We start from the raw sequence: 19,899 nt of genomic DNA on the forward strand, positions 1-19,899 counted from the left end.
TCGCTCACATCCGGAAGACGCCGAAGCCGCGACGGCCCTCGACGGTGGCGTTGTGGGTGGCCGACAGCGCCATCCCGAGGACGGTGCGGGTGTCTCGCGGGTCGATGAGGCCGTCGTCGTAGAGCCGGGCGGAGACGAAGAACGCCTGCGACTCGGCCTCGATCTGGGCCTCGATCGCCGCGGTGCGCTGCCTGTCGGCGTCTTCGTCGTAGGGGCGCCCCGACGACGCCGCGCTGGCGCGACCGACGATCGAGAGCACCCCGGCGAGCTGCGTCGCACCCATCACGGCGAGCTTCGCGCCGGGCCAGGCGAACATCAGCCGCGGGTCGTAGGACCGCCCGGACATGCCGTAGTTGCCCGCCCCGAACGAGGACGCCATGTTGATCGTCAGGTGCGGCACGGTGCTGTTGGCGACGGCGTTGATCATCTTGGCGCCGTCCTTGACGATGCCGCCCTGCTCGTAGCTCGTGCCGACCATGTAGCCGGTGGTGTTCTGCAGGAACACCAGCGGGGTGTCGGTCTGGTTGGCGAGCAGGATGAACTCCGTCGCCTTCCTCGCCTCCTCGCTGAACAGCACGCCCCGGTGGTTGGCGAGCACGCCCACCGGCATCCCGTGGACGTTGGCCCACCCCGTGACCAGCGACGACCCGTAGAGCGGCTTGTACTCGTCGAACTCCGAGCCGTCGACGGTGCGGGCCAGGACCTCGCGCGGGTCGAAGGGCACCTTCGTGTCGGCGGAGACGATGCCGAGGATCTCCTCGGGGTCGTAGCGCGGGGGCGCCGCGTGCGGGGACGGGGCCGGACCGCGCTTGCGCCAGTTGATCCGCGAGAGGATGTCGCGCCCGATCCGGATGGCGTCGCGCTCGTCGGCGGCGAAGTGGTCCGAGAGCCCGGAGACGCGCGAGTGCATGTCGGCTCCGCCGAGCGCCTCGTCGTCGGCGTCCTCGCCGGTGGCCATCTTCACCAGCGGCGGGCCGCCGAGGAACACCTTGGCCTGCTTGTCGACGAGGACCGCGTGGTCGCACATGCCGGGCACGTACGCGCCGCCCGCCGTCGAGTTGCCGAAGACCAGCGCGACGGTCGGCACGCCGGCCGCCGACAGCGCCGTCAGCTCGTGGAAGATCCGCCCAGCCGGGACGAACAGGTCGGCCTGGGTGGGCAGGTCGGCCCCGCCGGACTCGACGAGGTTGACCACCGGCAGCCGGTTGACCCGCGCGATCTCCAGCGCCCGCAGCGTCTTCTTCAGCGAGTACGGGTTCATCGCGCCGCCGCGCACGGTCGGGTCGTGCCCGATCACGACGCACTCGACGCCCGACACCACCCCGATCCCCGTGACGATCGACGCCCCGACGGTGAACTCGGTGCCCCACGCCGCCAGCGCGGAGAGCTCCAGGAACGGCGAGTCGGGGTCGAGCAGCAGCTCGATCCGCTCACGCACCGGCAGCCGGCCCCGGTCGCGGTGGCGGGCGGTGTAGCGCTCCCCGCCCCCGGCCGCGGCCAGCGCGAGCTGCTCCTCGAGCTGCGCCAGCACGGCGAGCTGGTTCTCGCGGTTGTGCCGGTAGGCGTCGGAGGTCGGGTCCAGTGCGGACCGCAGGGTCGCCACCGTCACCCCTTCCCGTCGGTCTGGGGTCCGTAGTGCGCGGCGTGGGTCTCCCGCACCTTGTTCTTCTGGATCTTGCCGGTGCTGGTGCGGGGCAGCTCGTCGACGACGATCACGGACTTGGGCACCTTGTAGCCGTCGAGGCGCCCCTTGAGCGCGGCCAGCAGCTCCGCACCGTCGACGACCTCCCCCGGGCGCGGCACGACCACCGCGGTGATCGCCTCGCTCCAGCGCTCGTGCGGCAGCCCGACGACGACGACCTCGGCGACGCGCTCGTCGGCCGCGAACACCGCCTTCTCCACCTCGATCGACGCCACGTTCTCGCCGCCGGTCTTGATGACGTCCTTGAACCGGTCGGCGAACCACAGCACGCCGTCCTCGCCGAAGCGCCCGACGTCGCCGGAGTGGAACCAGCCGTGCGCGAACGCCGCCGCCGTGGCCTCCGCGTTGTCGAGGTAGCCGTTCATCGTCGACGGGCCGCGGTAGACGATCTCGCCGAGCTCGCCCGGCGGGAGCAGCCGCCCGTCGTCGGCCATGATCGCGACCTGCACGCCGGTGATCGGCGTGCCGACCGCGCCGATGTGGGACAGCTGGTGCTCGGGCCGGAACAGCGTGGTCACCGGGCTCATCTCGGTCTGCCCGAACAGCAGGGCGAAGTCGCAGCCGAATCCCTCCAGGCAGGCCCGGATGAGCGCGTCGGGCATCGGGGCCATCGCGTAGACCGCGCGGCGCAGCGTGGAGAGGTCGCGCCCGGCGAACGACGGGTGCTCCAGCGCCGCCCGGAACATCATCGGCAGCCCGAACACCTGCGTGACGCCCTCGCGCTCGACGGCGTCGAGGAACGCGCCCGGCTCGAACCCGCGCTGCACGTGGATCGTGGCGCCCACCAGGACCGCGGGCGTGCAGAACGCGTTGAGCTGCGCGGTGTGGAACATCGGCATCATCGCGACGAAGCGGTCGGTCGCGTTCCAGCCCGCCTCCAGCGCCCCCGACATCGAGCCGAGGTAGATCGCCTTGTGGCTGCCGACGACGCCCTTGGGGAACGACGTGGTGCCCGAGGTGTAGAGGTAGGACAGCGCGTCGGCGTCCTCGACGAGCACCTCCGGCTCGGAGTCGTCGTCGGCGAGCACCTCGTCGAGCGTGCTCCACCGGCGGTCGGCGGGCTCCGCGGCGTACCCGCCGCCGGTGCCGGGCGCCACGACCACGTCGGCCACGGCGTCGGCCTGCGCCAGTGCGCCGGCGACGGCGCCCACGAGCTGGGCCTCGACGACGATCCCGCGCGAGCGCGAGTGGCGAAGGACGTAGGCCATCTCGTCGGGGCGCCACCCCAGGTTCATCGGGACGCAGACGACGCCGAGCTTGGCGCAGGCGTAGTAGACGGCGAGGAACTCGGCGCTGTTGGCCGAGGCCAGCCCGAGCGCGTCGCCGCGGGCGTAGCCGCGGGCCGCGAGGCCGTGGGCCAGCCGGTTGACCCATGCGTTCAGCTCCGCGTAGGTCCACCTCCGGTCGCCGTCGACGAGCGCGGGATGCGCCGGGCGCAGCGCCGCGGTGCGCGTCAGCGAGTCGCCGACGTTGATCCGCTGGACGAGGTTGGTGCCGATCGGGTGCGACATGGCCGGCCGTCCTAGTAGGAGCGCGGGAGGCCCAGGCTGTGCTGGGCCACGTAGTTGAGGATCATCTCGCGGTTCACCGGCGCGATCCGCAGCAGCCGGGCCAGCCCCCAGTACGGGACGAGCCCGTACTCGCTGGCGAGCCCGTTGCCGCCGTGCGCCTGGATCGCGGCGTCGACGGCGGAGAGCGCCGCCTCGGCCGCGGCGTACTTCGCCATGTTCGACGCCTCGCCGGCCGGTAGCCCGCGGTCGTGCAGCCAGGCGGCCTTGCGCGTCATCAGCGCGGCGAGCTCGGTCTCGATCTTCGCCTTCGCCAGCGGGTGCGAGACGCCCTGGTGCGCACCGATCGGGGTCGACCAGACCTGGCGCGTGGTGGCGTAGGAGGCGGCCCGGTCCAGCGCGTGGCGGGCGATGCCGACGCACAGCGCGGCGCCGGTGATGCGCTCCGGGTTGAGCCCGCGGAAGACCTGGCGGAACCCCGCGCCCTCCTCGCCGACCAGCGCCTCGGGCCCGACGCGCACGCCGTCGAAGTGCAGGGTGAACTGCTTCTCCGGGAGCATCGCGTCGACGGGCAGCGGCACCGCCTCCAGACCCGCGGCGTCGGTCGGCACGACGAACAGCGACATCAGCGGGCCGCCCGCACCCGGGTCGCGGCCGGTGCGCGCGACCACGAGCAGCGCCTCCGCCTCGTCGACGCCGGAGATGTAGTACTTCGTGCCGGTGATCAGCCAGTCCCCGCCGTCGCGCACGGCCGAGGTGGAGATCTTGTGGGTGTTGGAGCCCGCGTCGGGCTCGGTGACCGCGAAGACGACCTTCACCGTGCCGTCGGCCAGGCCCGGGAGCCACCGCGCCTTCTGCGCGTCGCTGCCGAACTCCCCGATCACCTCGGCCGAGATCGCGGCGGAGACCAGCAGCAGGAGCAGCGGGGTGCCGCGGGCGGCGATCTCCTCGCAGACGATCGCGAGCTCGACGAGCCCGCCGCCGCCACCGCCGTGCTCCTCGGCCACGTTGACGCCGACGAAGCCCGACTCCCCCAGCGCCGACCACAGCTCGTGGCACGGCTTCCCGGCGGCGGCGCGCTCCGCGTAGTAGGTCGGGCCGAACCGGCTCGCGACGGCACCGACCGCGTCACGCAGATCGCGGTGCTCGTCGGTCTCGGTGAAGTCCACGGCGACCCCTGTCCCTCGGATGTGAATTCGGGTGCACTAGGAACCTAGCGCGTCCGATGCCACACTGGCCAGATGCCGCAGACCGACACCGGGCGCAGGCGCGACCCGGACCGTCGCTCCCGCATCCTCGACGCCGCCGCCGAGCTCACGGCGCGGCGCGGCTTCCACTCGGTGGGCATGGCCGAGATCGGCGCGCAGGCCGGCATCGTCGGGTCGGGGATCTACCGGCACTTCGACAGCAAGATCGCCGTGCTGGTGGCCGTGCTCGACCAGGGGATGGACCGCCTCGCCGACCGCGCCGCCGCCATCGTCTCCGCGGCGGCCGACGACCGCAGCGCGCTGTCCGCGCTGGTCCGCGACCACATTGCGGTCGCCATCACCGAGCGCCACATGCTCGCCACCTACCACCGCGAGGTGCACAACCTCCCCGAGGTCGACCGCAGGCGGCTGCGCCGCCGCCAGCGCCACTACCTCGAGGACTGGGTGCACGTGCTGGCCCCGCTGCGCCGCGATCTCTCCGACCCCGAGCTGCGGGTCGCGGTGCACGCGGCGATCGGCGCGATCCAGTCGACGCTGTTCTTCGACAGCGGGCTGCCCGACGACCGGCTCGCCGTCCTGCTCGACGCGATGGCGCACCAGTGCCTCGGCGTGCACCCGGTCGACACCGTCGGCAGTGAACCGTGGATGACAAAGTCTTGATCAGTGCCTGCGCCGCTGCCATCCTGCCCTGACCACTCATCGAGGAGCGCCCGTGTACCCAGGCAAGTTCGCCGCGACCACCCCGGACAAGGCCGCCGTCGTCCTGTCCGACACCGGCGCCGTGCTCACCTACGCGGAGCTGGACGAGCGCTCGATCCGGCTCTCCCGGGCCCTGCACGACGCGGGCCTGCGCCCCGGTGACGACGTCGCGCTGATCACGGAGAACTCGCTGCGCAACTACGAGGTGTTCTGGGCCGCGATGCGCAGCGGCCTCTACCTCACCGCCGTCAACCAGAACCTCACGCCGTCCGAGGTGTCCTACATCGTGCGCGACTGCGGCGCGAAGGCCGTGGTCTCCTCGTCCCGGTACGCCGCCACGGCCACCGCGATCCTCGCCGACACCCCCGGGGTCGACCTGCGCCTGTCCTTCGGTGACGCCGCGGTCGAGGGCCACGACGACTACGAGGCCGCGCTCGCCGCCGTCTCGCCCGAGCCGCTGCCCGAGCAGCCCCGCGGCCGCGACATGCTCTACTCCTCGGGCACCACGGGCGTGCCCAAGGGCATCAAGGCGCCGCTGCCCGGCGTCTCGGTCGTCGAGGGCGGCGACCCGCTGATCGGCCTGTTCGGCCCGCTCTACGGCTTCGGCGACGACACCGTCTACCTCTCCCCCGCGCCGCTCTACCACGCCGCCCCGCTGCGCTTCGGCGGCATGATCCACCAGGTCGGCGGCACCGTCGTCGTCATGCCGAAGTTCGAGCCGGCCGCGGCGCTGGCGGCGATCGAGCGCTACTCCGTGACGCACAGCCAGTGGGTGCCGACGATGTTCGTGCGCATGCTCAAGCTGCCCGAGGAGGTGCGCACCGCCCACGACCTGTCCTCGCACCGGGTCGCGGTGCACGCCGCGGCGCCGTGCCCGGTCGAGGTCAAGCAGAAGATGATCGAGTGGTGGGGCCCGGTCCTGCACGAGTACTACGGCGCGACCGAGGCCATCGGCGTCACCGTGATCGACTCCCCGACCTGGCTGCAGCACCCCGGCTCGGTCGGGAAGGCGCTGCTGGGCGTCCTGCACATCTGCGCCGACGACGGCTCCGAGCTGCCCACCGGCGAGGTCGGGCTCGTCTACTTCGAGCGCGAGGTCCTGCCCTTCGCCTACCACAACGACCCCGACAAGACCCGGGGCGCGCAGCACCCGGAGCACCCGAACTGGGGCACCACCGGCGACGTCGGCCACCTCGACGAGGAGGGGTTCCTGCACCTCACCGACCGCAAGGCCTTCATGATCATCTCCGGCGGTGTGAACATCTACCCGCAGGAGATCGAGAACGCGCTGACGCTGCACCCGGCGGTGCTCGACCTCGCTGTCGTCGGCATCCCCGACGAGGAGATGGGCGAGCAGGTCAAGGCGTTCGTGCAGCCCGCGCACGGCGTCACGGGCTCCCCCGAGCTGGAGGCCGAGCTGCTCGCGTTCCTGCGCACCACGCTGGCCGGCTACAAGGTGCCGCGCAGCATCGAGTTCGTCGAGTCCCTGCCGCGCACCGAGACGGGCAAGCTGCAGAAGCACAAGCTGCGCGACCGGCACCCGGCGGCCTGACGACGATGAGCCGTCCACTGCTGCTCGACGCCGTCGTCGACTTCACCGCCGACCCCCTCGCCTGCGAGGCCGCCGCCGTGCGCGCCGAGGCCGAGGGCTACGACGGCGTCTCGATCCCCGAGACCTCGCACGACCCGTTCGTCTCCCTCACCCTGGCCGCGCGGGCCACCAGCCGCATCACGCTGCAGAGCGGGATCGCGGTGGCCTTCGCCCGCAACCCTCGGCATGCCGTGGGGCCGCCCGGCCGCGCGCATGGAGGAGTACGTCAGCACGCTGCGCGATCTGGGAGCGGTTCGCCACCGGCGAGCGGCTGCACCTGGAGGGCGAGTTCTACCGCCACACCCGGAGCAGCGGGCCGCGGCCGAGGCCGGCGTCCGGCGCCAGATCGCCTTCTCCGCCTCGACGCCGGCCTACCGCCCCGTCCTGGAGCTGCACGGGTGGGGCGAGCTGGCCGACCGGCTCAACCGCCTCTCCCGGCAGCAGGCGTGGGCCGAGATGGCCACGGCGATCGACGACGACCTGCTCGACGCGTTCGCGGTGTCCGGCGACGCGGCGGCCGTTGCCGCGCAGGTCCGGGAGCGGCTCGGCGACGTCGCCGGGCGCCTGTCGCTCAACACGCCCTACGCCGCCGACCACGAGCAGGTCCTGGAGGTGACGGCCCTGCTGCGGGGCTCCCCCTGACCCGACATGATCGGGGCATGCAGCCCCTCACCGTCGAGCAGAAGGCGGCGCTGTGCATCGGCGCCGACTTCTGGCACACCAGCGCCGTCCCGGGCGTCCCGTCGATCCTCGTGTCCGACGGGCCGCACGGCCTGCGCGTGCAGCCGGGCGCGGGCGACCACGTCGGCCTCGGCGGCAGCCTGCCCGCCACCTGCTTCCCGACGGCGGCCGCGCTCGCCTCGACGTGGGACCCGGCGCTGCTGCGCGAGGTCGGCGAGGCCCTGGGCACCGAGGCGCGCGCGCAGGGCGTCGGCGTCGTCCTCGGGCCGGGCGTCAACATCAAGCGCTCGCCGCTGTGCGGGCGCAACTTCGAGTACTTCTCCGAGGACCCCCACCTCACCGGTGTCCTGGCCGCGGCGCTCGTCGAGGGCGTGCAGAGCCGGGGCGTGGGCACCTCGCTCAAGCACTTCGCCGCCAACAACCAGGAGACCGACCGGCTGCGCGTGAGCGCCGAGGTCGACGAACGCACACTGCGCGAGATCTACCTGCCCGCGTTCGAGCACGTCGTCACCACCGCGCGGCCGTGGACGGTGATGTGCGCCTACAACAGGGTCAACGGCACCTACGCCTCGGAGCACGCGTGGCTGCTCACCACCGTGCTGCGCGACGAGTGGGGCTTCGACGGCGTCGTGGTGTCCGACTGGGGCGCGGTGGCCGACCGGGTGGCCGCGCTGGCCGCGGGGCTCGACCTCGAGATGCCGCCGAACACCGGGGTCAGCGACCGCGCGATCGTCGACGCCGTCGCCGACGGGAGCCTCGACGAGGCCGTGCTCGACCGCGCCGTCGACCGGATGCGGCGGCTGGTGGAACGCGCGGGGCCGGCGCAGCCCGGGGAGTCCGGAGGTGGCGGGTTCGACCACGACGCCCACCACGCACTCGCCCGCCGCGCCGCCGCCGACGCGATCGTCCTGCTGCGCAACGAGGGCCCGGACGAGCACACCGGCACGCTGCCGCTGCGCGACTCCCCTGCTCTCACCGTCGCCGTCGTCGGCGAGCTCGCCCGCACCCCCCGCTACCAGGGCGCGGGCAGCTCGCAGGTCAACCCGACCCGCGTCGACGTGCCGCTCGACGAGATCCGGGCCGGGCTCCCGTCGTCGACGGTCGGGTTCGCGCCCGGCTACGCGCTCGACGGGCCCGCCGACCGCGGGCTCGCCGACGAGGCCGTCGCGCTCGCGTCCGGGGCCGACGTGGTCGTGGCGGTGCTGGGGCTGCCGCCGGCCGAGGAGTCGGAGGGCTTCGACCGCACCCACATCGACCTGCCCGTGGCCCAGACCTCGCTGCTCGCGCGGCTGTCGGCCACCGGCGTGCCGGTCGTCGTCGCGCTGGCGCACGGCGCGGTCGTGCGCACCGACCCGTGGGAGCAGCGGGTGGCCGCGGTCGTCTCGTGCTGGCTCGGCGGGCAGGCGGGCGGCGGCGCGCTCGCCGACGTCCTGACCGGCGCCACCGACCCCGGCGGGCGCCTCGCCGAGACGGTGCCGCTGCGCCTGGCCGACACCCCCTCGCACCTCAACTTCCCCGGCGAGGAGGGCCGCGTCCGCTACGGCGAGGGCGTGTTCGTCGGCTACCGCGGGTTCGACGCGCTCGACCGGCCGGTCGCCCACCCGTTCGGCCACGGCCTGTCCTACACGACGTTCGGCTACTCCGGGCTGACCGTCGACGTCGACGGCACCGACCTCACCGTCGGCGCCACCGTCACCAACACCGGCGAGCGCGCCGGGCGCGAGGTCGTGCAGCTCTACGTGGGCGACCCGGAGGCCTCGGTCGCGCGGCCGCCCGCCGAGCTGCGCGGGTTCGCCAAGATCGCGCTGGAGCCCGGCGAGTCGCGGACCGTCACGTTCGCGCTGCGCGCGCGCGACCTGTCGTTCTGGTCGGTCGCGCACGGCGGCTGGGTGGTGGAGCCCGGCGAGTTCGAGATCGCCGTGGGGGCCTCGTCGCGCGACCTGCGGCTGTGCCGGACCGTCACCGTCGACGCCGAGCGGCCGCGCCCGGTCCTCACCGCGGACTCGACGCTGCAGGAGTGGCTGGCCGACCCCGAGGGCGGGCCCGCCCTGCGGGAGGCCGCCGGGCCCGGGATCCTCGACGACGCCGAGCTGCAGAAGGTCATCGGCAACTTCCCCCTCGGGCGCCTCGCCGCGTTCCCGGGCACCGGGATCACCCGCGAGACGCTGCGGTCCCTCGGCGCCTGACCGTCCGCTCCAGGATGCCCAGCGTCGCCCTGAGCGCCTGGGCGGAGATGATCGGGAAGATGTCGCGCTCGCGCCACTCCGGGTGGATCTGCGACCAGTCGCAGTAGGAGGTCACGAGCGTGCCGCCCTCGACCGGGGCGAGCGTGTAGCCGTAGACGTGGCCGATCGGCGGGCGGACCCTCCCGAGGATCGTCCAGGAGATCGCCTCGTCGGGCACGAGCTCGCGGATGGTGACGGTGACGTCGTAGCGGCCCATCGGCACGTCGCCGAGCGCCTCGCGGTCCATGTGGACGACGAACTCGTCGCCCGCCGCGGACACGGGCTCGCCGGTGGCGTCCTGCAGCATCCCGGAGCTGTCGATGTCGACGTGGCCCTGCGGGTCGCGCAGCACGGCGAACACCGCCGCGGGCGGTGCGGGGATGGTGCGCGTGACCTCGATGCGCTCGGCCTGCGTGCTGTCGTCGATCATGTCCGCATCCTGCCAGGATGGGGGCGTGCCAGCGGACGCCGCGCTCCCGAACTCCGTGCTGGGCCGCACGATGACGCTGCTCGGCGCCTTCCGCCCCGGCGACGCCGAGCTGACGCTGGCCGAGCTGTGCCGGCGCACCGGGATCCCCAAGGGCACCGCGCACCGGCTGCTCGCCGAGCTCGTCGAGTGGCAGATCGTGGAGCGCACCGAGCGCGGGGTGCGCCTGGGCATGCGGCTGTTCGAGCTCGGCCAGCTCGCCCCGCTGCAGCGGGGCCTGCGCGAGGCCGCCGCCCCGTTCCTCGCCGACCTGTTCGAGGCCACCCGCGAGACGGTGCACCTGGCGGTGCTCGACGGCGTCGAGGTCGTCTACGTGCACAAGCTCACCGGCACCCGCGGGCCGCAGGTGCCCTCGCGCCTGGGCGGGCGGATGCCCGCGCACTGCACCGGCGTGGGCAAGGCGCTGCTGGCGTTCTCCCCGCCCGACCGGCTCGCCGCCGTCGTCGCGGCAGGGCTGGAGCGCCGCACGCCGCGCACCGTGATCGCCCCCGGCCTGCTCGACGCCGAGCTCGCGCGGATCCGGGAGCGCGGGGTGGCCGTCGAGCACGAGGAGTCGACGGTGGGCATCGCCTGCGTCGCGGCGCCGGTGCTGGACGGCGACGGGCTGGCCGTCGCCGCCCTCTCGATCACCGGCTGGGCGCACCGCCTCGACACCGGCCGCGTGGCGCCGGCCGTGCGCACCGCGGCGCTGGGCCTGTCCCGCGCACTGGGCCCCTCGTTGCTCAGGCGAGCCTCACCTACATAGGGTGCAGGCATGTCCCCGACGACCCGGCGCCGGCTCCTCACCGGGGGCGCCGCGCTCGGCGTCCTCGCCGCCTGCGGCGCCCCGGCGGGCCCCGCCGCCCCGGCCGGCTCCGGCTTCCCGCGCACCCTGGCGACGTCGCGGGGTCCGGTCGAGATCCCGGTGCGGCCCGAGCGGATCGTCACCCTGGCCGCCGAGGTCGACGTGCTCGTCGCGATCGGCCGCACCCCCACCGCGATGATCAAGAGCCTGAACGCGCCCGGCGGGCTCGACCCGTGGCTGGTGGGGCGCATCGACCCGGCGCGGACCACGCTGCTCGACCGTACCGACGGCGTGCCGTTCGAGCAGGTCGCGGCGGCCGCGCCGGACGTCATCCTCGCGGGCACGCACTTCCCCATCGACCAGGACGAGGCCACCCTCGCCGGCATCGCCCCCGTCGTCACCACCGTGAAGGGCCTCACCGACGACACCTGGCAGGACCAGGCCGGGCTCATCGGCTCACCTCGCTGGGCCTCACGCAGCCCCCGGCCGTCACCGGTCTCGTGTCGCCCGACGTCGCGCTCGAGCAGCTCGGCACGCTCGACGCCGACGTGCTGCTCATGAGCTACGCGAACCCCGACCTGCGGGCGGCCCTGGAAGCGAGTCCGCTGTTCACCTCCCTCCCGGTCGTGCGCGACGAGCGCGTCGTCACCGTCGACATCGCCACGTCGACCGCACTGGCCGTCCCCAGCATCCTGCGCGTCGGGTACGTCCTCGACGAGCTGGTGCCTCTGATCGAGAGCAGGATCGGCACATGACCGGCTTCGCCACGAGCATCACCAGCCTCGACCAGCTCGCCGAGCTCTACCGCCCGCCCCACGAGCTGGTGGCCCGCAAGAAGATCGACCACGTCGACGACGGCGCGGCCGCCCTGATCGCGGCGTCGCCGTTCGTGCTGGTCGCCACGTCCGGCGCCGACGGCCGCTGCACCGTCTCCCCCCGCGGCGGCCAGCCCGGCTTCGTGCAGGTGCTCGACCCGGGCAGGATCGCGGTGCCCGACTTCGCCGGCAACAACCTGATCGACTCGATGCGCCACCTGCTCGGCAACCCGCACGTCGGCCTGCTGTTCCTGCTGCCCGGGAGCCCGGAGATCCTGCGCGTGGAGGGCTCTGCGGTGATCACCGTCGACGAGGACGTGCTGGAGCGCGCCGCCGACCACGGCAAGCGCCCGGTCGCGGCCATCGGCGTCTCGGTCGAGTCGGTGTTCGTGCACTGCTCGGCGTCGCTGCGCCGCGGCGGGCTGTGGGAGCCCGACTCGTGGGGCCGCGTCGGAGCCCCGACCACCAGCGAGGTCGTGCGCGGGCACCTCGCGCTCACCGAGGCGCCCGCCTGACCCTGGCATGCTCGGCGGCTCCACCGACGCACCTCCCGGGAGCCACCGTGTCCGACCCCGCCGCCGGATCCACCGCCCTCGACCGCGCCCACGGCGTCGCCGACGACCTGTTCGCCGAGCACGCGGCCGTCTTCGGCTCCGACCTGCCGGTCTACCGCGGGCACGTGCACCGCGTGATCGGCACCGTCGGGCTGCAGGTGCCGGTGCCGCCCGACCGCGCCCGCGCACTCGGCGTCGCCGCGTTCTTCCACGACGGCGGCATCTGGTTCGACGGCACGTGGGACTACCTGCCGCCCTCGTCGCGCCGCGCGGTCGCGGCGCTCACCGGCGACGACGCCGCACACGCCGGCCTGGTCGCGGCGATGGTCGACGAGCACCACCGGATCCGGCGCGCCCGCCACGGCGACCCGCTGGTCGAGGCGTTCCGGCGCGCCGACCTCGCCGACATCTCCCGCGGGCTGCTCGGCGCCCCCGGCGTGCCCCGCTCGGCGTTCCTGGGCCTCGTCGGGCGCCACCCCGATCGCGGTTTCCGGCCGATGCTCGCCCGGGCGTTCGGCCGCGGGCTGCGGGAGGCGCCGTGGCGGCCCGCCCCGATGTTCAAGCTCTGAGCGTTCACCTCCTGCGCCGGTCAGAAGGACATCCGCCGCACCTTGTCCGGGTGCAGGACCGCGCGGACCTGCTCGCCGGCCAGGATGGCGGCGAGGTCGGCCGCGCGGGTGGGGTCGTCGAGGTCCCAGTAGCGGGCGGCCAGGCGCGCGGCGAGATCGTGGGCCCCGTCGGGCTCGATGCTCACGCGCCCGTCGACGGACACCCAGCGCTCCCGCTCCCCCACCGGCGCCGCGACGATCAGCGAGGCGCGCGGGTCCTCGCGCAGGCGGCGCAGCTTGGGCGCGTCGGGCTCGCTGAAGAACTGGACGGCCCCGTCGGCGGTGGCCTCGAACCAGATCGGCCGGGGCTGCGGGGGCCGGGTCGCGCCGCCCACGGTGAGGAAGCCGTGCAGCGGGCGGGCGAGGAACTCGAGGTCCCCGGCGGTGAGGGTGCTGGTGGTCATGACCCCATCTCACACCTCCCGGCCGGACGCCTCCATGGGTGAGGAGCCGGATTCCCTGTGCGAGCGTCCAACCTCGTCGACGTGGACCCCTTCGCCGACCTCTTCCGCGGGGTGCGCGCCCAGGGCTCGCTGTTCGGCAGCACGACGCTGACCGTGCCCTGGTCGCTGCGCTTCGTCGACGGCGCCCCGCTGACGCTGTGCACCGTGCTCGAGGGGGCCGGGTGGATCGTTCCCCACGGCCGCACGCCCGAGCACCTGGCCCCCTGGGAGACGCTGGTCGTGCGCGGTCCCGCGCCCTTCGACTTCGTCGACGAGGTCGACACCGCGGCCGAGCCGGTCGAGTGCGGCGAGGACTGCGCGACGCCCGACCAGGGCGGCACCGTGCACCGCCTGGGCTGGCACGACCCCGGGCCCGCCGGCGCGGGCGCGGCGACGACGCTGGTCGTCGGGGCCTACCCGGTGCGGGGCGAGATCGGGCGGCGGCTGCTCGACGCGCTCCCCGACGTCCTGCGCGTCGCCCCCGGCGGCACCGCGGGAGCGGTCCGCGACCTGCTGGCCGCCGAGGTCGCCGTCGACGCCCCGGGCCAGCAGGTCGTGCTCGACCGCCTGCTCGACTGGATGCTCGTGTGCGCGCTGCGGGAGTGGTTCGACCGGCCCGGCGGCGAGCCGCCCGCCTGGTACGCCGCGCACCGCGACCCGGTGGTCGGGCACGCGCTGCGCCTGCTGCACGCCGAGCCGGCGGCCCCCTGGACGGTCGCGGCGCTGGCCGACCGGGCCGGGGTGTCGCGCGCGACGCTGGCCAAGCGGTTCGCCGACCTCGTCGGCGAGCCGCCCCTGACCTACCTCACCCGCTGGCGCATGACGCTGGCCGCCGACCTGCTGACCGAGCGCGGCGCGGCCACGATCGCCGAGGTCGCCCGCGCCGTGGGCTACGCCGACGCCTTCGGCTTCAGCGCGGCCTTCACGCGCGTCCGCGGCGTCAGCCCGAGCCGGTTCCGGGGCGGGCCGGCGCTCACGCCATCGTCAGCCCGCCGCTGACCGACAGCGTCTGGCCGGTGATGTAGCCGGCGGCGTCGGAGGCGAAGAACGCGACCGCGGCCGCGACGTCGGCGGGCTGGGCGAGGCGCTTCATCGGGACGCCGCGGGTCATCCCGGCCAGCACCTTCGCGCCGTCGGGCGAGCTGTCGGCGTAGGCGCGCAGCATCGCGGTGTCGGTCGGGCCGGGGCACACGGTGTTGGCGGTGAGCCCGGCGGAGGCGATCTCGCGGGCCAGGGTCTTGGTGAAGGCGATGGTGCCGCCCTTGGCGCCGGAGTAGACGGCCTCCAGCGACGAGCCGACGCGCCCCGCGTCGGACCCGATGTTGACGATCCGGCCGAACCCGCGCTCCAGCATCCCCGGCACGACGGTGTGGCAGACCCGCAGCATGCCCTTGAAGTTGATGTCGAGGACCTTGTCCCAGAACTCCTCGGTGGTGTCGACGAAGTTCATGAAGTCGTCCCAGCCGGCGTTGTTCACCGCGATCTCGACGGGCCCGAGCTCGGCGGTCACGGTCGCGACCGCGTCCTGCACGGACCCGGTGTCGGTGACGTCGGCGTGCACGGCGACGGCGGTGCCGCCCGCCTCGGTGATCGCCGCGGCGGTGGCCTGGGCGGGCTCGAGGTTGCGGTCGACGACGGCGACCCGGAAACCCTGGGCGGCGAGCGTCGTCGAGATGCCCTGGCCGATGCCCTGGGCGCCGCCGGTGACGAGTGCGGTTCTGCTCATCGGAGTCCTTTCGGGGATGCGGCGCGCAGCAGCGCGTCGCGGTGCCGGGGGTCGGCGATCGCCGCGAGGCGGCGGGGGCGGTCGGGCAGCGGGCAGCCGCGCAGGTGCGCGACCCCGTGCTCGGTGACGACGACGTCGACGTCGGCGCGGGCGGTCGTGACGGGCCCGTCCAGCGCGGTGACGACGGTGGACGACTCCCCCGCGCACGAGCGCAGCGCGATGATCGAGCGCGCGCCGGTGCGGGCCGCGGCGCCGGAGAAGTCGGCCTGGCCGCCGACGCCGCCGAGGTAGCGCCCGGCGACGGTCTCCGAACCGACCTGCCCGGTGAGGTCGATCTGCAGGGCCGCATTGACCGAGACGAGCCGGCCCAGCCGGGCGAGCACCGCGGCGCCGTGGGTGTAGCCGGCCGGGCGGAACTCGACGGGCAGCCCGGGCAGCGACGCGTACAGGCCGGGGCTGCACAGCGCCATCCCGGTCATCACGACGCCGGGGTCGATCTCCTTGCGGCTCCCGGTGACCACGCCCGCCTCCACCAGGCGCAGCACGCCGTCGGTGATCATCCCGGTGTGCACGCCGAGGTCGCGGTGCCCGGCCAGTCCCGCGAGGATCGCGTTCGGCAGCGCGCCGACCCCGATCTGGATGGTGTCGCCGTCCTCGACCAGGTCCGCGACGTGCGCCGCGATCGCCGCGTCGACGTCGTCGGGCGCGCGGTCGGACAGCGCGGGCAGCGGCCGGTCGGTCTCCAGGACCGCGGCGAAGCGGTCGAGCGGGATGCCCGGCTCGCCGCGGGTCACCGGCATCCGGTGGTTGACCTCGGCGACCAGCGTGCGGGAGTACCGGGCGGCGTCGGCGGAGTAGTCGACGCCGATCCCCAGCGAGCAGGTGCCGTCGGGGCCCGGCGGCGCCACCTGGACCAGGCCGACGTCGCCGGGGAGGAGGCGCTGCGCGAACAGCCGGGGCAGCGTCGAGTAGTGCGCGGGCACGACCTCGAGGCGCTCGCGCAGCGACCGCAGCTGCCCCATCGCGCCGTAGGAGACGACGGTGAGCCCGTCGGGCGGGGTGCGCCGGTGCGGAGAGATGCCGCAGAACGCCCGCACGTCGCCGATGTCGGCGAACTGCTCGTGCAGGGCGTCGACGAGCGGGGTGGCCTCGGCCGCGGCCTGGCCCCACCACACCCCGTCGCCGGGTCGGACGTGGGGCCGGAGATCGAGCACTCCGACCACCGTAGTCGGGTCGGCGTCAGTAGCTCCGGGGCAGGCCCAGCACGTGGGAGCCCAGGTAGTTGAGCACCATCTCCTGACTCAACGGCGCGATCTTGAGCAGCCGCGCCTCCCGGAAGTACCGCGCCACGTGGTACTCCTCCGAGTACCCCATCCCCCCGTGGGTCTGCAGCGCCCGGTCGGCCGCGTCGAACCCGGCGTCGGCGCACAGGTACTTGGCGGTGTTCGCCTCCCGCCCGGAGGGCTCGCCCCGGTCGTAGAGCCAGGTGGCCTTGCGCAGCACCAGCTCCGCCGCGTCCAGCCGGGCCAGCGAGTCGGCCAGCGGGAACTGCAGTCCCTGGTTCTGCCCGATCGGGCGCCCGAACACCTCCCGTTCGTTGCCGTAGCGCACCGCGGTGTCGAGCGCGACCCGCCCGATCCCCAGCGCCTCGGCCGCGATCAGCATCCGCTCCGGGTTGAGCCCGTCGAGGATGTAGCGGAACCCCTGCCCCTCCTCCCCGACCCGGTCGGCCACCGGCACCCGCAGGTCGTCGATGAACAGCTCGTTCGAGCTGACCGCGTTGCGGCCCATCTTGCGGATCGGCCGGATGTCGACGTGCGCCCGGTCCAGATCGGTCAGGAACAGCGTCATCCCGTCGGTCTTGCGCGCGCAGTCCTCGAACTTCGTCGTCCGGGTCAGCAGCAGGACCTTCTCCGACTCCTGCGCCTTGGAGATCCACACCTTGCGGCCGTTGACCACGTAGTCCTCGCCGTCACGGCGCGCGAAGGTGGTGATCCTCGTGGTGTCCAGGCCCGCGCCGGGCTCGGTGACCCCGAAGCACACGTGCAGCGAGCCGTCCACGATCCGCGGCAGCGTCCGCGCCTTCAGCTCGTCGGAGCCGTGCAGGATCACCGGGTGCATCCCGAAGATCGACAGGTGGATCGCGCTCGCGGCGTTCATCCCCCCACCCGACCGCGCGACCTCCTCCAGGATGATCGACGCCTCGGTGATCCCCAACCCGTGCCCGCCGTATGCCTCGGGCGTGGTCACCCCGAGCCAGCCGCCGGTGGCCAGGGCATCGTAGAACTCCGTCGGGAACTCGTGCTCGCGGTCCCTGTCCGTCCAGTACCGGTCGTCGAACCTCCCGGCCAGCTCCCGGACGGCCTTCCGGATCGTCAGCTGGTCGTCGGTCAGCTCGAAGTCCACGCAGCACCCTAACCAGGCCGCACCCGTTGCGAGGACGACGAACGGGCCCCGGCACCGCGGGGTCGGGGCGGGGGCGGATCCCCCGTCCCGCCCCCGGTGCGCCGGGGCGGATCCCCGGACCCCGCCCGCACGGGCCGGGTCGCGACCGGATCCGCGCGGGGGCGCCGCGCCCCTAGCGTCGTCCGCAGCCGGATCGGCCCGGCGACGACCACCCGGGCCGGTCCGCCGCCCACTCCCGACACCGCCCACTCCCGACACCGCCCACTCCCGACACCGGAGCCCGCCGTGCCCACCGCACCCCCCTGCCCCGCGCCCGCCACCACCGCGCCGCTCACCGCGTCCGACCGCTGCGACCGCTGCCCCGCGGCCGCCTGGGTGCGCGTGCGCCTCGCCGCGGGCGATCTGCTGTTCTGCGGCCACCACCACCGCGCCCACCGCGACGGCCTCGCCCGCGCCGGGGCCGTCGTGACGGCGTCGGTCCGGTGAGCGCGCCGCAGCCCGCAGGGGGTGCAGCGGAGCCCGCCGCCGGGCCAGCCAGGGGTGTCGACGGCGGCCCGGCGGGTACTCCGTCCGTCATGAACGACCCACTGACCCCGCGGGACAGGGCCGTGCTGCGGGCCGTCCACGCCGGTCGCTGCCGGCTGGCGGGCACCGGATCGGTGGTGCTGGTCGTCGACGGAGTCGCGTGCTGCGACCAGTTCGCCGCCGCCCGGCTCGTCCGCGACGGGCTCATCACCGCCCCGGGCGGGGACGCCCCGGCCCGCCTCACCGCGACCGGACGGGCGCTGCTCGTGGCCTGAGCCCGTCCCCGGACGGCTGGCCTGGGCCCGTCCCCGGACGGCTGGCCTGGGCCCGTCCCCGGACGGCGCGCCTCAACGCGGCACGGCCTGCACCGGCACCTCGACGTCCGGTGGGCTCGTGTCGCCGCTCGCGTCCGGGTGGCGGTCGTGCCCCGGCTCGGGCGGTCCGCTCTCCTCCGGCTCACTGCTGCGCACGTCGTCGGGCTCGACGTACTCGTCGGACGGGCTGCGCAGCGACCGGATCGCGGAGTTGAGGACGGCCAGCAGCGGCACCGCGAACAGCGCCCCGGCGATGCCCGCGACGAGCAGGCCCGCGGCCACGGCGAGCACGACGGCCAGCGGGTGCAGCCGCACGGCCCGGCCCAGCAGCAGCGGCTGCAGCACGTGCCCCTCCAGCTGCATCACCGCGACGATGATCGCCAGCACGATCAGCGCCGACACCGGCCCGTTGGCCACGAGCGCGACCAGCACCGCCGCACCACCGCCGACGAGCGCCCCGATGATCGGCACGAACGCGCCGAGGAACACCAGCGCCGCGAGCGGCACGGCCAGCGGCACCCCGAGCACGCCCAGCCCGATCCCGATCGCGACGGCGTCGACGACGGCCACCGCCGCGGTGGCCCGCGTGTAGCTGACGAGCGCGGCGAGGCTGCGGCGCCCGGCGACGTCGACCCGCGAGCGCACGTCCGAGGGCACCGCCAGCAGCAGGAACTGCCAGATCTGCGGCCCGCCCTGCAGGAAGAAGATCAGGGTGAACACGACCAGCAGCATCTCGGCCACCGTCTCGCCGATGGTGGCCGCCGTCGTGAGGGCCCCGGTCGTCAGCGTGCCCTGGTTCTCCCCGATGACCGCGAGCACCTCCTGCTGCGCGTCACTGAGCTGCTGGGTGCTGATGTGCAGCGGGCCGTCGCGCAACCACGTCGCCAGCGCGTCGACACCGGCCGTGAGCTGCACGGCGAGGTCGGGCACGCCGGCGACGAAGGCCATGACGACGAACGTCAGCACCCCCACGAGCAGCGCGAGGCCCCCGACCATGACGACGGTCGTCGCCACCGACCGCGGGACCCGGTGCCCGGTGAGCCAGCGGACCGCCGGCGTGAGCAGGGCGGCGAGCAGGAGCGCGATCGCCACGGGTACGACCACGGACGCGAGGGTCGCCAGCACCTGGCCGATCACGTACAGCGCGGCCACGACGACCAGTGCCCGCCACCCGATCGCCGCCGCCACGCGCAGGGAGCGCGGCACGCCGGTGCGCGCCTCGTCGACCGTCATCCGTCCACCCACCCGTCCGGGCCCGCCCCAGGTCCGTCACCTCGGCGTACCCGTGCCGGGCTCCGGGCACCGGCAGGCGGCCGAAGTTGGGCCGTTCGGCGGAGTTCCCCCGGCTCGCCGGACGATCACCGGGTCGATCACCGCGGCGGCTCCGGAACGATCACCGGGCGGGCCCGCGACCACGCGGTTCCCGGCGCGCGAGCAGCTCATGACCGGCACCGTCGACGAGCGCGGCGAGGCGGTGGTCCTGACCGTCACCGGCGAGGTCGACGGGCTCACGGGCCGCGCCCGACGCGCGAGTCCGGGGAGGACCGGGGACGGGGCCTCGACCTCATGGCGTCCTTCATGGCCCACCTCCAGGTCGAGGGCACAGCCACCGGCACGGCGGTC

At 74.4% G+C, this 19,899-nt stretch carries 21 protein-coding genes; 12 read left to right on the forward strand and 9 right to left on the reverse strand.

Features of this window, described 5'->3' with window-relative positions:
* Nucleotides 1–4 precede the first annotated feature (4 nt).
* The 3 genes from I4I82_RS00100 to I4I82_RS00110 are packed head-to-tail and all read right to left on the reverse strand — an operon-like array spanning nt 5 to nt 4,379.
* Complete coding sequence (locus I4I82_RS00100) at nt 5–1,603, reverse strand: acyl-CoA carboxylase subunit beta (RefSeq protein ID WP_218590916.1); 1,599 nt, start codon at nt 1,601–1,603, stop codon at nt 5–7.
* 2 nt (nt 1,604–1,605) lie between these two features.
* Entirely contained in the window at nt 1,606–3,213 is a 1,608-nt protein-coding gene (locus I4I82_RS00105) for an AMP-binding protein (RefSeq protein ID WP_218590917.1), read from the reverse strand.
* A gap of 11 nt (nt 3,214–3,224) precedes the next feature.
* A complete protein-coding gene (locus I4I82_RS00110) occupies nt 3,225–4,379 on the reverse strand; it encodes an acyl-CoA dehydrogenase family protein (protein ID WP_218590918.1) in 1,155 nt (384 codons plus the stop codon).
* Between the two features lie 72 nt (nt 4,380–4,451).
* Here I4I82_RS00110 and I4I82_RS00115 point away from each other — a divergent pair, with 72 nt between their 5' ends.
* From I4I82_RS00115 to I4I82_RS00130, 4 genes are all read left to right on the forward strand, one after another.
* Nucleotides 4,452–5,078, forward strand: coding sequence for a TetR/AcrR family transcriptional regulator (locus I4I82_RS00115; RefSeq protein ID WP_218590919.1), 627 nt, complete (start codon nt 4,452–4,454; stop codon nt 5,076–5,078).
* Between the two features lie 52 nt (nt 5,079–5,130).
* Nucleotides 5,131–6,669 carry an acyl-CoA synthetase gene (locus I4I82_RS00120; protein ID WP_218590920.1) on the forward strand — a complete coding sequence of 513 codons (1,539 nt, stop codon included), beginning with the start codon at nt 5,131–5,133 and terminating at the stop codon, nt 6,667–6,669.
* Nucleotides 6,670–6,894: 225 nt separating this feature from the next.
* A complete protein-coding gene (locus I4I82_RS00125; protein WP_218590921.1) occupies nt 6,895–7,350 on the forward strand; it encodes an LLM class flavin-dependent oxidoreductase in 456 nt (151 codons plus the stop codon).
* 17 nt (nt 7,351–7,367) lie between these two features.
* Nucleotides 7,368–9,575, forward strand: a complete 2,208-nt coding sequence (locus I4I82_RS00130; protein ID WP_218590922.1) for a glycoside hydrolase family 3 C-terminal domain-containing protein — start codon at nt 7,368–7,370, stop codon at nt 9,573–9,575.
* Here I4I82_RS00130 and I4I82_RS00135 read toward each other — a convergent pair.
* Nucleotides 9,541–10,044, reverse strand: a complete 504-nt coding sequence (locus I4I82_RS00135; RefSeq protein WP_218590923.1) for an SRPBCC family protein — start codon at nt 10,042–10,044, stop codon at nt 9,541–9,543. The genes I4I82_RS00130 and I4I82_RS00135 overlap by 35 nt on opposite strands.
* A gap of 70 nt (nt 10,045–10,114) precedes the next feature.
* On the opposite strand from I4I82_RS00135, the gene I4I82_RS00140 reads away from it, so the two are divergent.
* From I4I82_RS00140 to I4I82_RS00160, 5 genes are read left to right on the forward strand one after another with little or no spacing between them, the layout of a single operon-like run.
* Nucleotides 10,115–10,846 (forward strand): IclR family transcriptional regulator, encoded by a 732-nt coding sequence (locus I4I82_RS00140; RefSeq protein WP_225920756.1) that lies wholly within the window; start codon nt 10,115–10,117, stop codon nt 10,844–10,846.
* 9 nt (nt 10,847–10,855) lie between these two features.
* Entirely contained in the window at nt 10,856–11,446 is a 591-nt protein-coding gene (locus I4I82_RS00145; RefSeq protein ID WP_218590925.1) for a TroA family protein, read from the forward strand.
* Nucleotides 11,443–11,640 (forward strand): hypothetical protein, encoded by a 198-nt coding sequence (locus tag I4I82_RS00150; protein WP_218590926.1) that lies wholly within the window; start codon nt 11,443–11,445, stop codon nt 11,638–11,640. The genes I4I82_RS00145 and I4I82_RS00150 overlap by 4 nt, the downstream gene beginning before the upstream one ends.
* Complete coding sequence (locus tag I4I82_RS00155; protein WP_218590927.1) at nt 11,637–12,215, forward strand: MSMEG_1061 family FMN-dependent PPOX-type flavoprotein; 579 nt, start codon at nt 11,637–11,639, stop codon at nt 12,213–12,215. Before I4I82_RS00150 ends, I4I82_RS00155 begins: the two co-directional genes overlap by 4 nt.
* 47 nt (nt 12,216–12,262) lie before the next feature.
* Nucleotides 12,263–12,823: a hypothetical protein gene (locus I4I82_RS00160; RefSeq protein ID WP_218590928.1), complete on the forward strand. Its 561-nt coding sequence runs from the start codon at nt 12,263–12,265 to the stop codon at nt 12,821–12,823.
* A gap of 20 nt (nt 12,824–12,843) precedes the next feature.
* On the opposite strand, the gene I4I82_RS00165 is transcribed toward I4I82_RS00160, so the two are convergent.
* On the reverse strand, nt 12,844–13,266 hold the full coding sequence (locus I4I82_RS00165; protein WP_218590929.1) for a pyridoxamine 5'-phosphate oxidase family protein: 423 nt from the start codon (nt 13,264–13,266) through the stop codon (nt 12,844–12,846).
* A gap of 81 nt (nt 13,267–13,347) precedes the next feature.
* Here I4I82_RS00165 and I4I82_RS00170 point away from each other — a divergent pair, with 81 nt between their 5' ends.
* The gene (locus I4I82_RS00170; protein ID WP_218594973.1) at nt 13,348–14,304 is read left to right on the forward strand and encodes an AraC family transcriptional regulator; all 957 of its coding nucleotides are present in this window, start codon (nt 13,348–13,350) and stop codon (nt 14,302–14,304) included.
* On the opposite strand, the gene I4I82_RS00175 is transcribed toward I4I82_RS00170, so the two are convergent.
* The 3 genes from I4I82_RS00175 to I4I82_RS00185 are packed head-to-tail and all read right to left on the reverse strand — an operon-like array spanning nt 14,279 to nt 17,437.
* A complete protein-coding gene (locus I4I82_RS00175; RefSeq protein ID WP_218590931.1) occupies nt 14,279–15,031 on the reverse strand; it encodes an SDR family NAD(P)-dependent oxidoreductase in 753 nt (250 codons plus the stop codon). The two genes, I4I82_RS00170 and I4I82_RS00175, sit on opposite strands and share 26 nt — an antisense overlap.
* On the reverse strand, nt 15,028–16,245 hold the full coding sequence (locus I4I82_RS00180) for an acetyl-CoA hydrolase/transferase family protein (RefSeq protein ID WP_218590932.1): 1,218 nt from the start codon (nt 16,243–16,245) through the stop codon (nt 15,028–15,030). Before I4I82_RS00180 ends, I4I82_RS00175 begins: the two co-directional genes overlap by 4 nt.
* Nucleotides 16,246–16,270: 25 nt before the next feature.
* Nucleotides 16,271–17,437 (reverse strand): acyl-CoA dehydrogenase family protein, encoded by a 1,167-nt coding sequence (locus I4I82_RS00185; RefSeq protein WP_218590934.1) that lies wholly within the window; start codon nt 17,435–17,437, stop codon nt 16,271–16,273.
* A 285-nt stretch (nt 17,438–17,722) separates the two neighbouring features.
* Here I4I82_RS00185 and I4I82_RS00190 point away from each other — a divergent pair, with 285 nt between their 5' ends.
* Both I4I82_RS00190 and I4I82_RS00195 read left to right on the forward strand, forming a co-directional pair.
* Entirely contained in the window at nt 17,723–17,923 is a 201-nt protein-coding gene (locus tag I4I82_RS00190; protein WP_218594974.1) for a DUF7455 domain-containing protein, read from the forward strand.
* An 89-nt stretch (nt 17,924–18,012) separates the two neighbouring features.
* Nucleotides 18,013–18,237 (forward strand): hypothetical protein, encoded by a 225-nt coding sequence (locus tag I4I82_RS00195; RefSeq protein ID WP_218594329.1) that lies wholly within the window; start codon nt 18,013–18,015, stop codon nt 18,235–18,237.
* Between the two features lie 72 nt (nt 18,238–18,309).
* On the opposite strand, the gene I4I82_RS00200 is transcribed toward I4I82_RS00195, so the two are convergent.
* Nucleotides 18,310–19,509 carry an AI-2E family transporter gene (locus I4I82_RS00200; protein WP_218594328.1) on the reverse strand — a complete coding sequence of 400 codons (1,200 nt, stop codon included), beginning with the start codon at nt 19,507–19,509 and terminating at the stop codon, nt 18,310–18,312.
* Nucleotides 19,510–19,899: the final 390 nt, after the last annotated feature.

This window comes from Pseudonocardia oceani, assembly GCF_019263585.2.
GTDB lineage: Bacteria > Actinomycetota > Actinomycetes > Mycobacteriales > Pseudonocardiaceae > Pseudonocardia > Pseudonocardia oceani.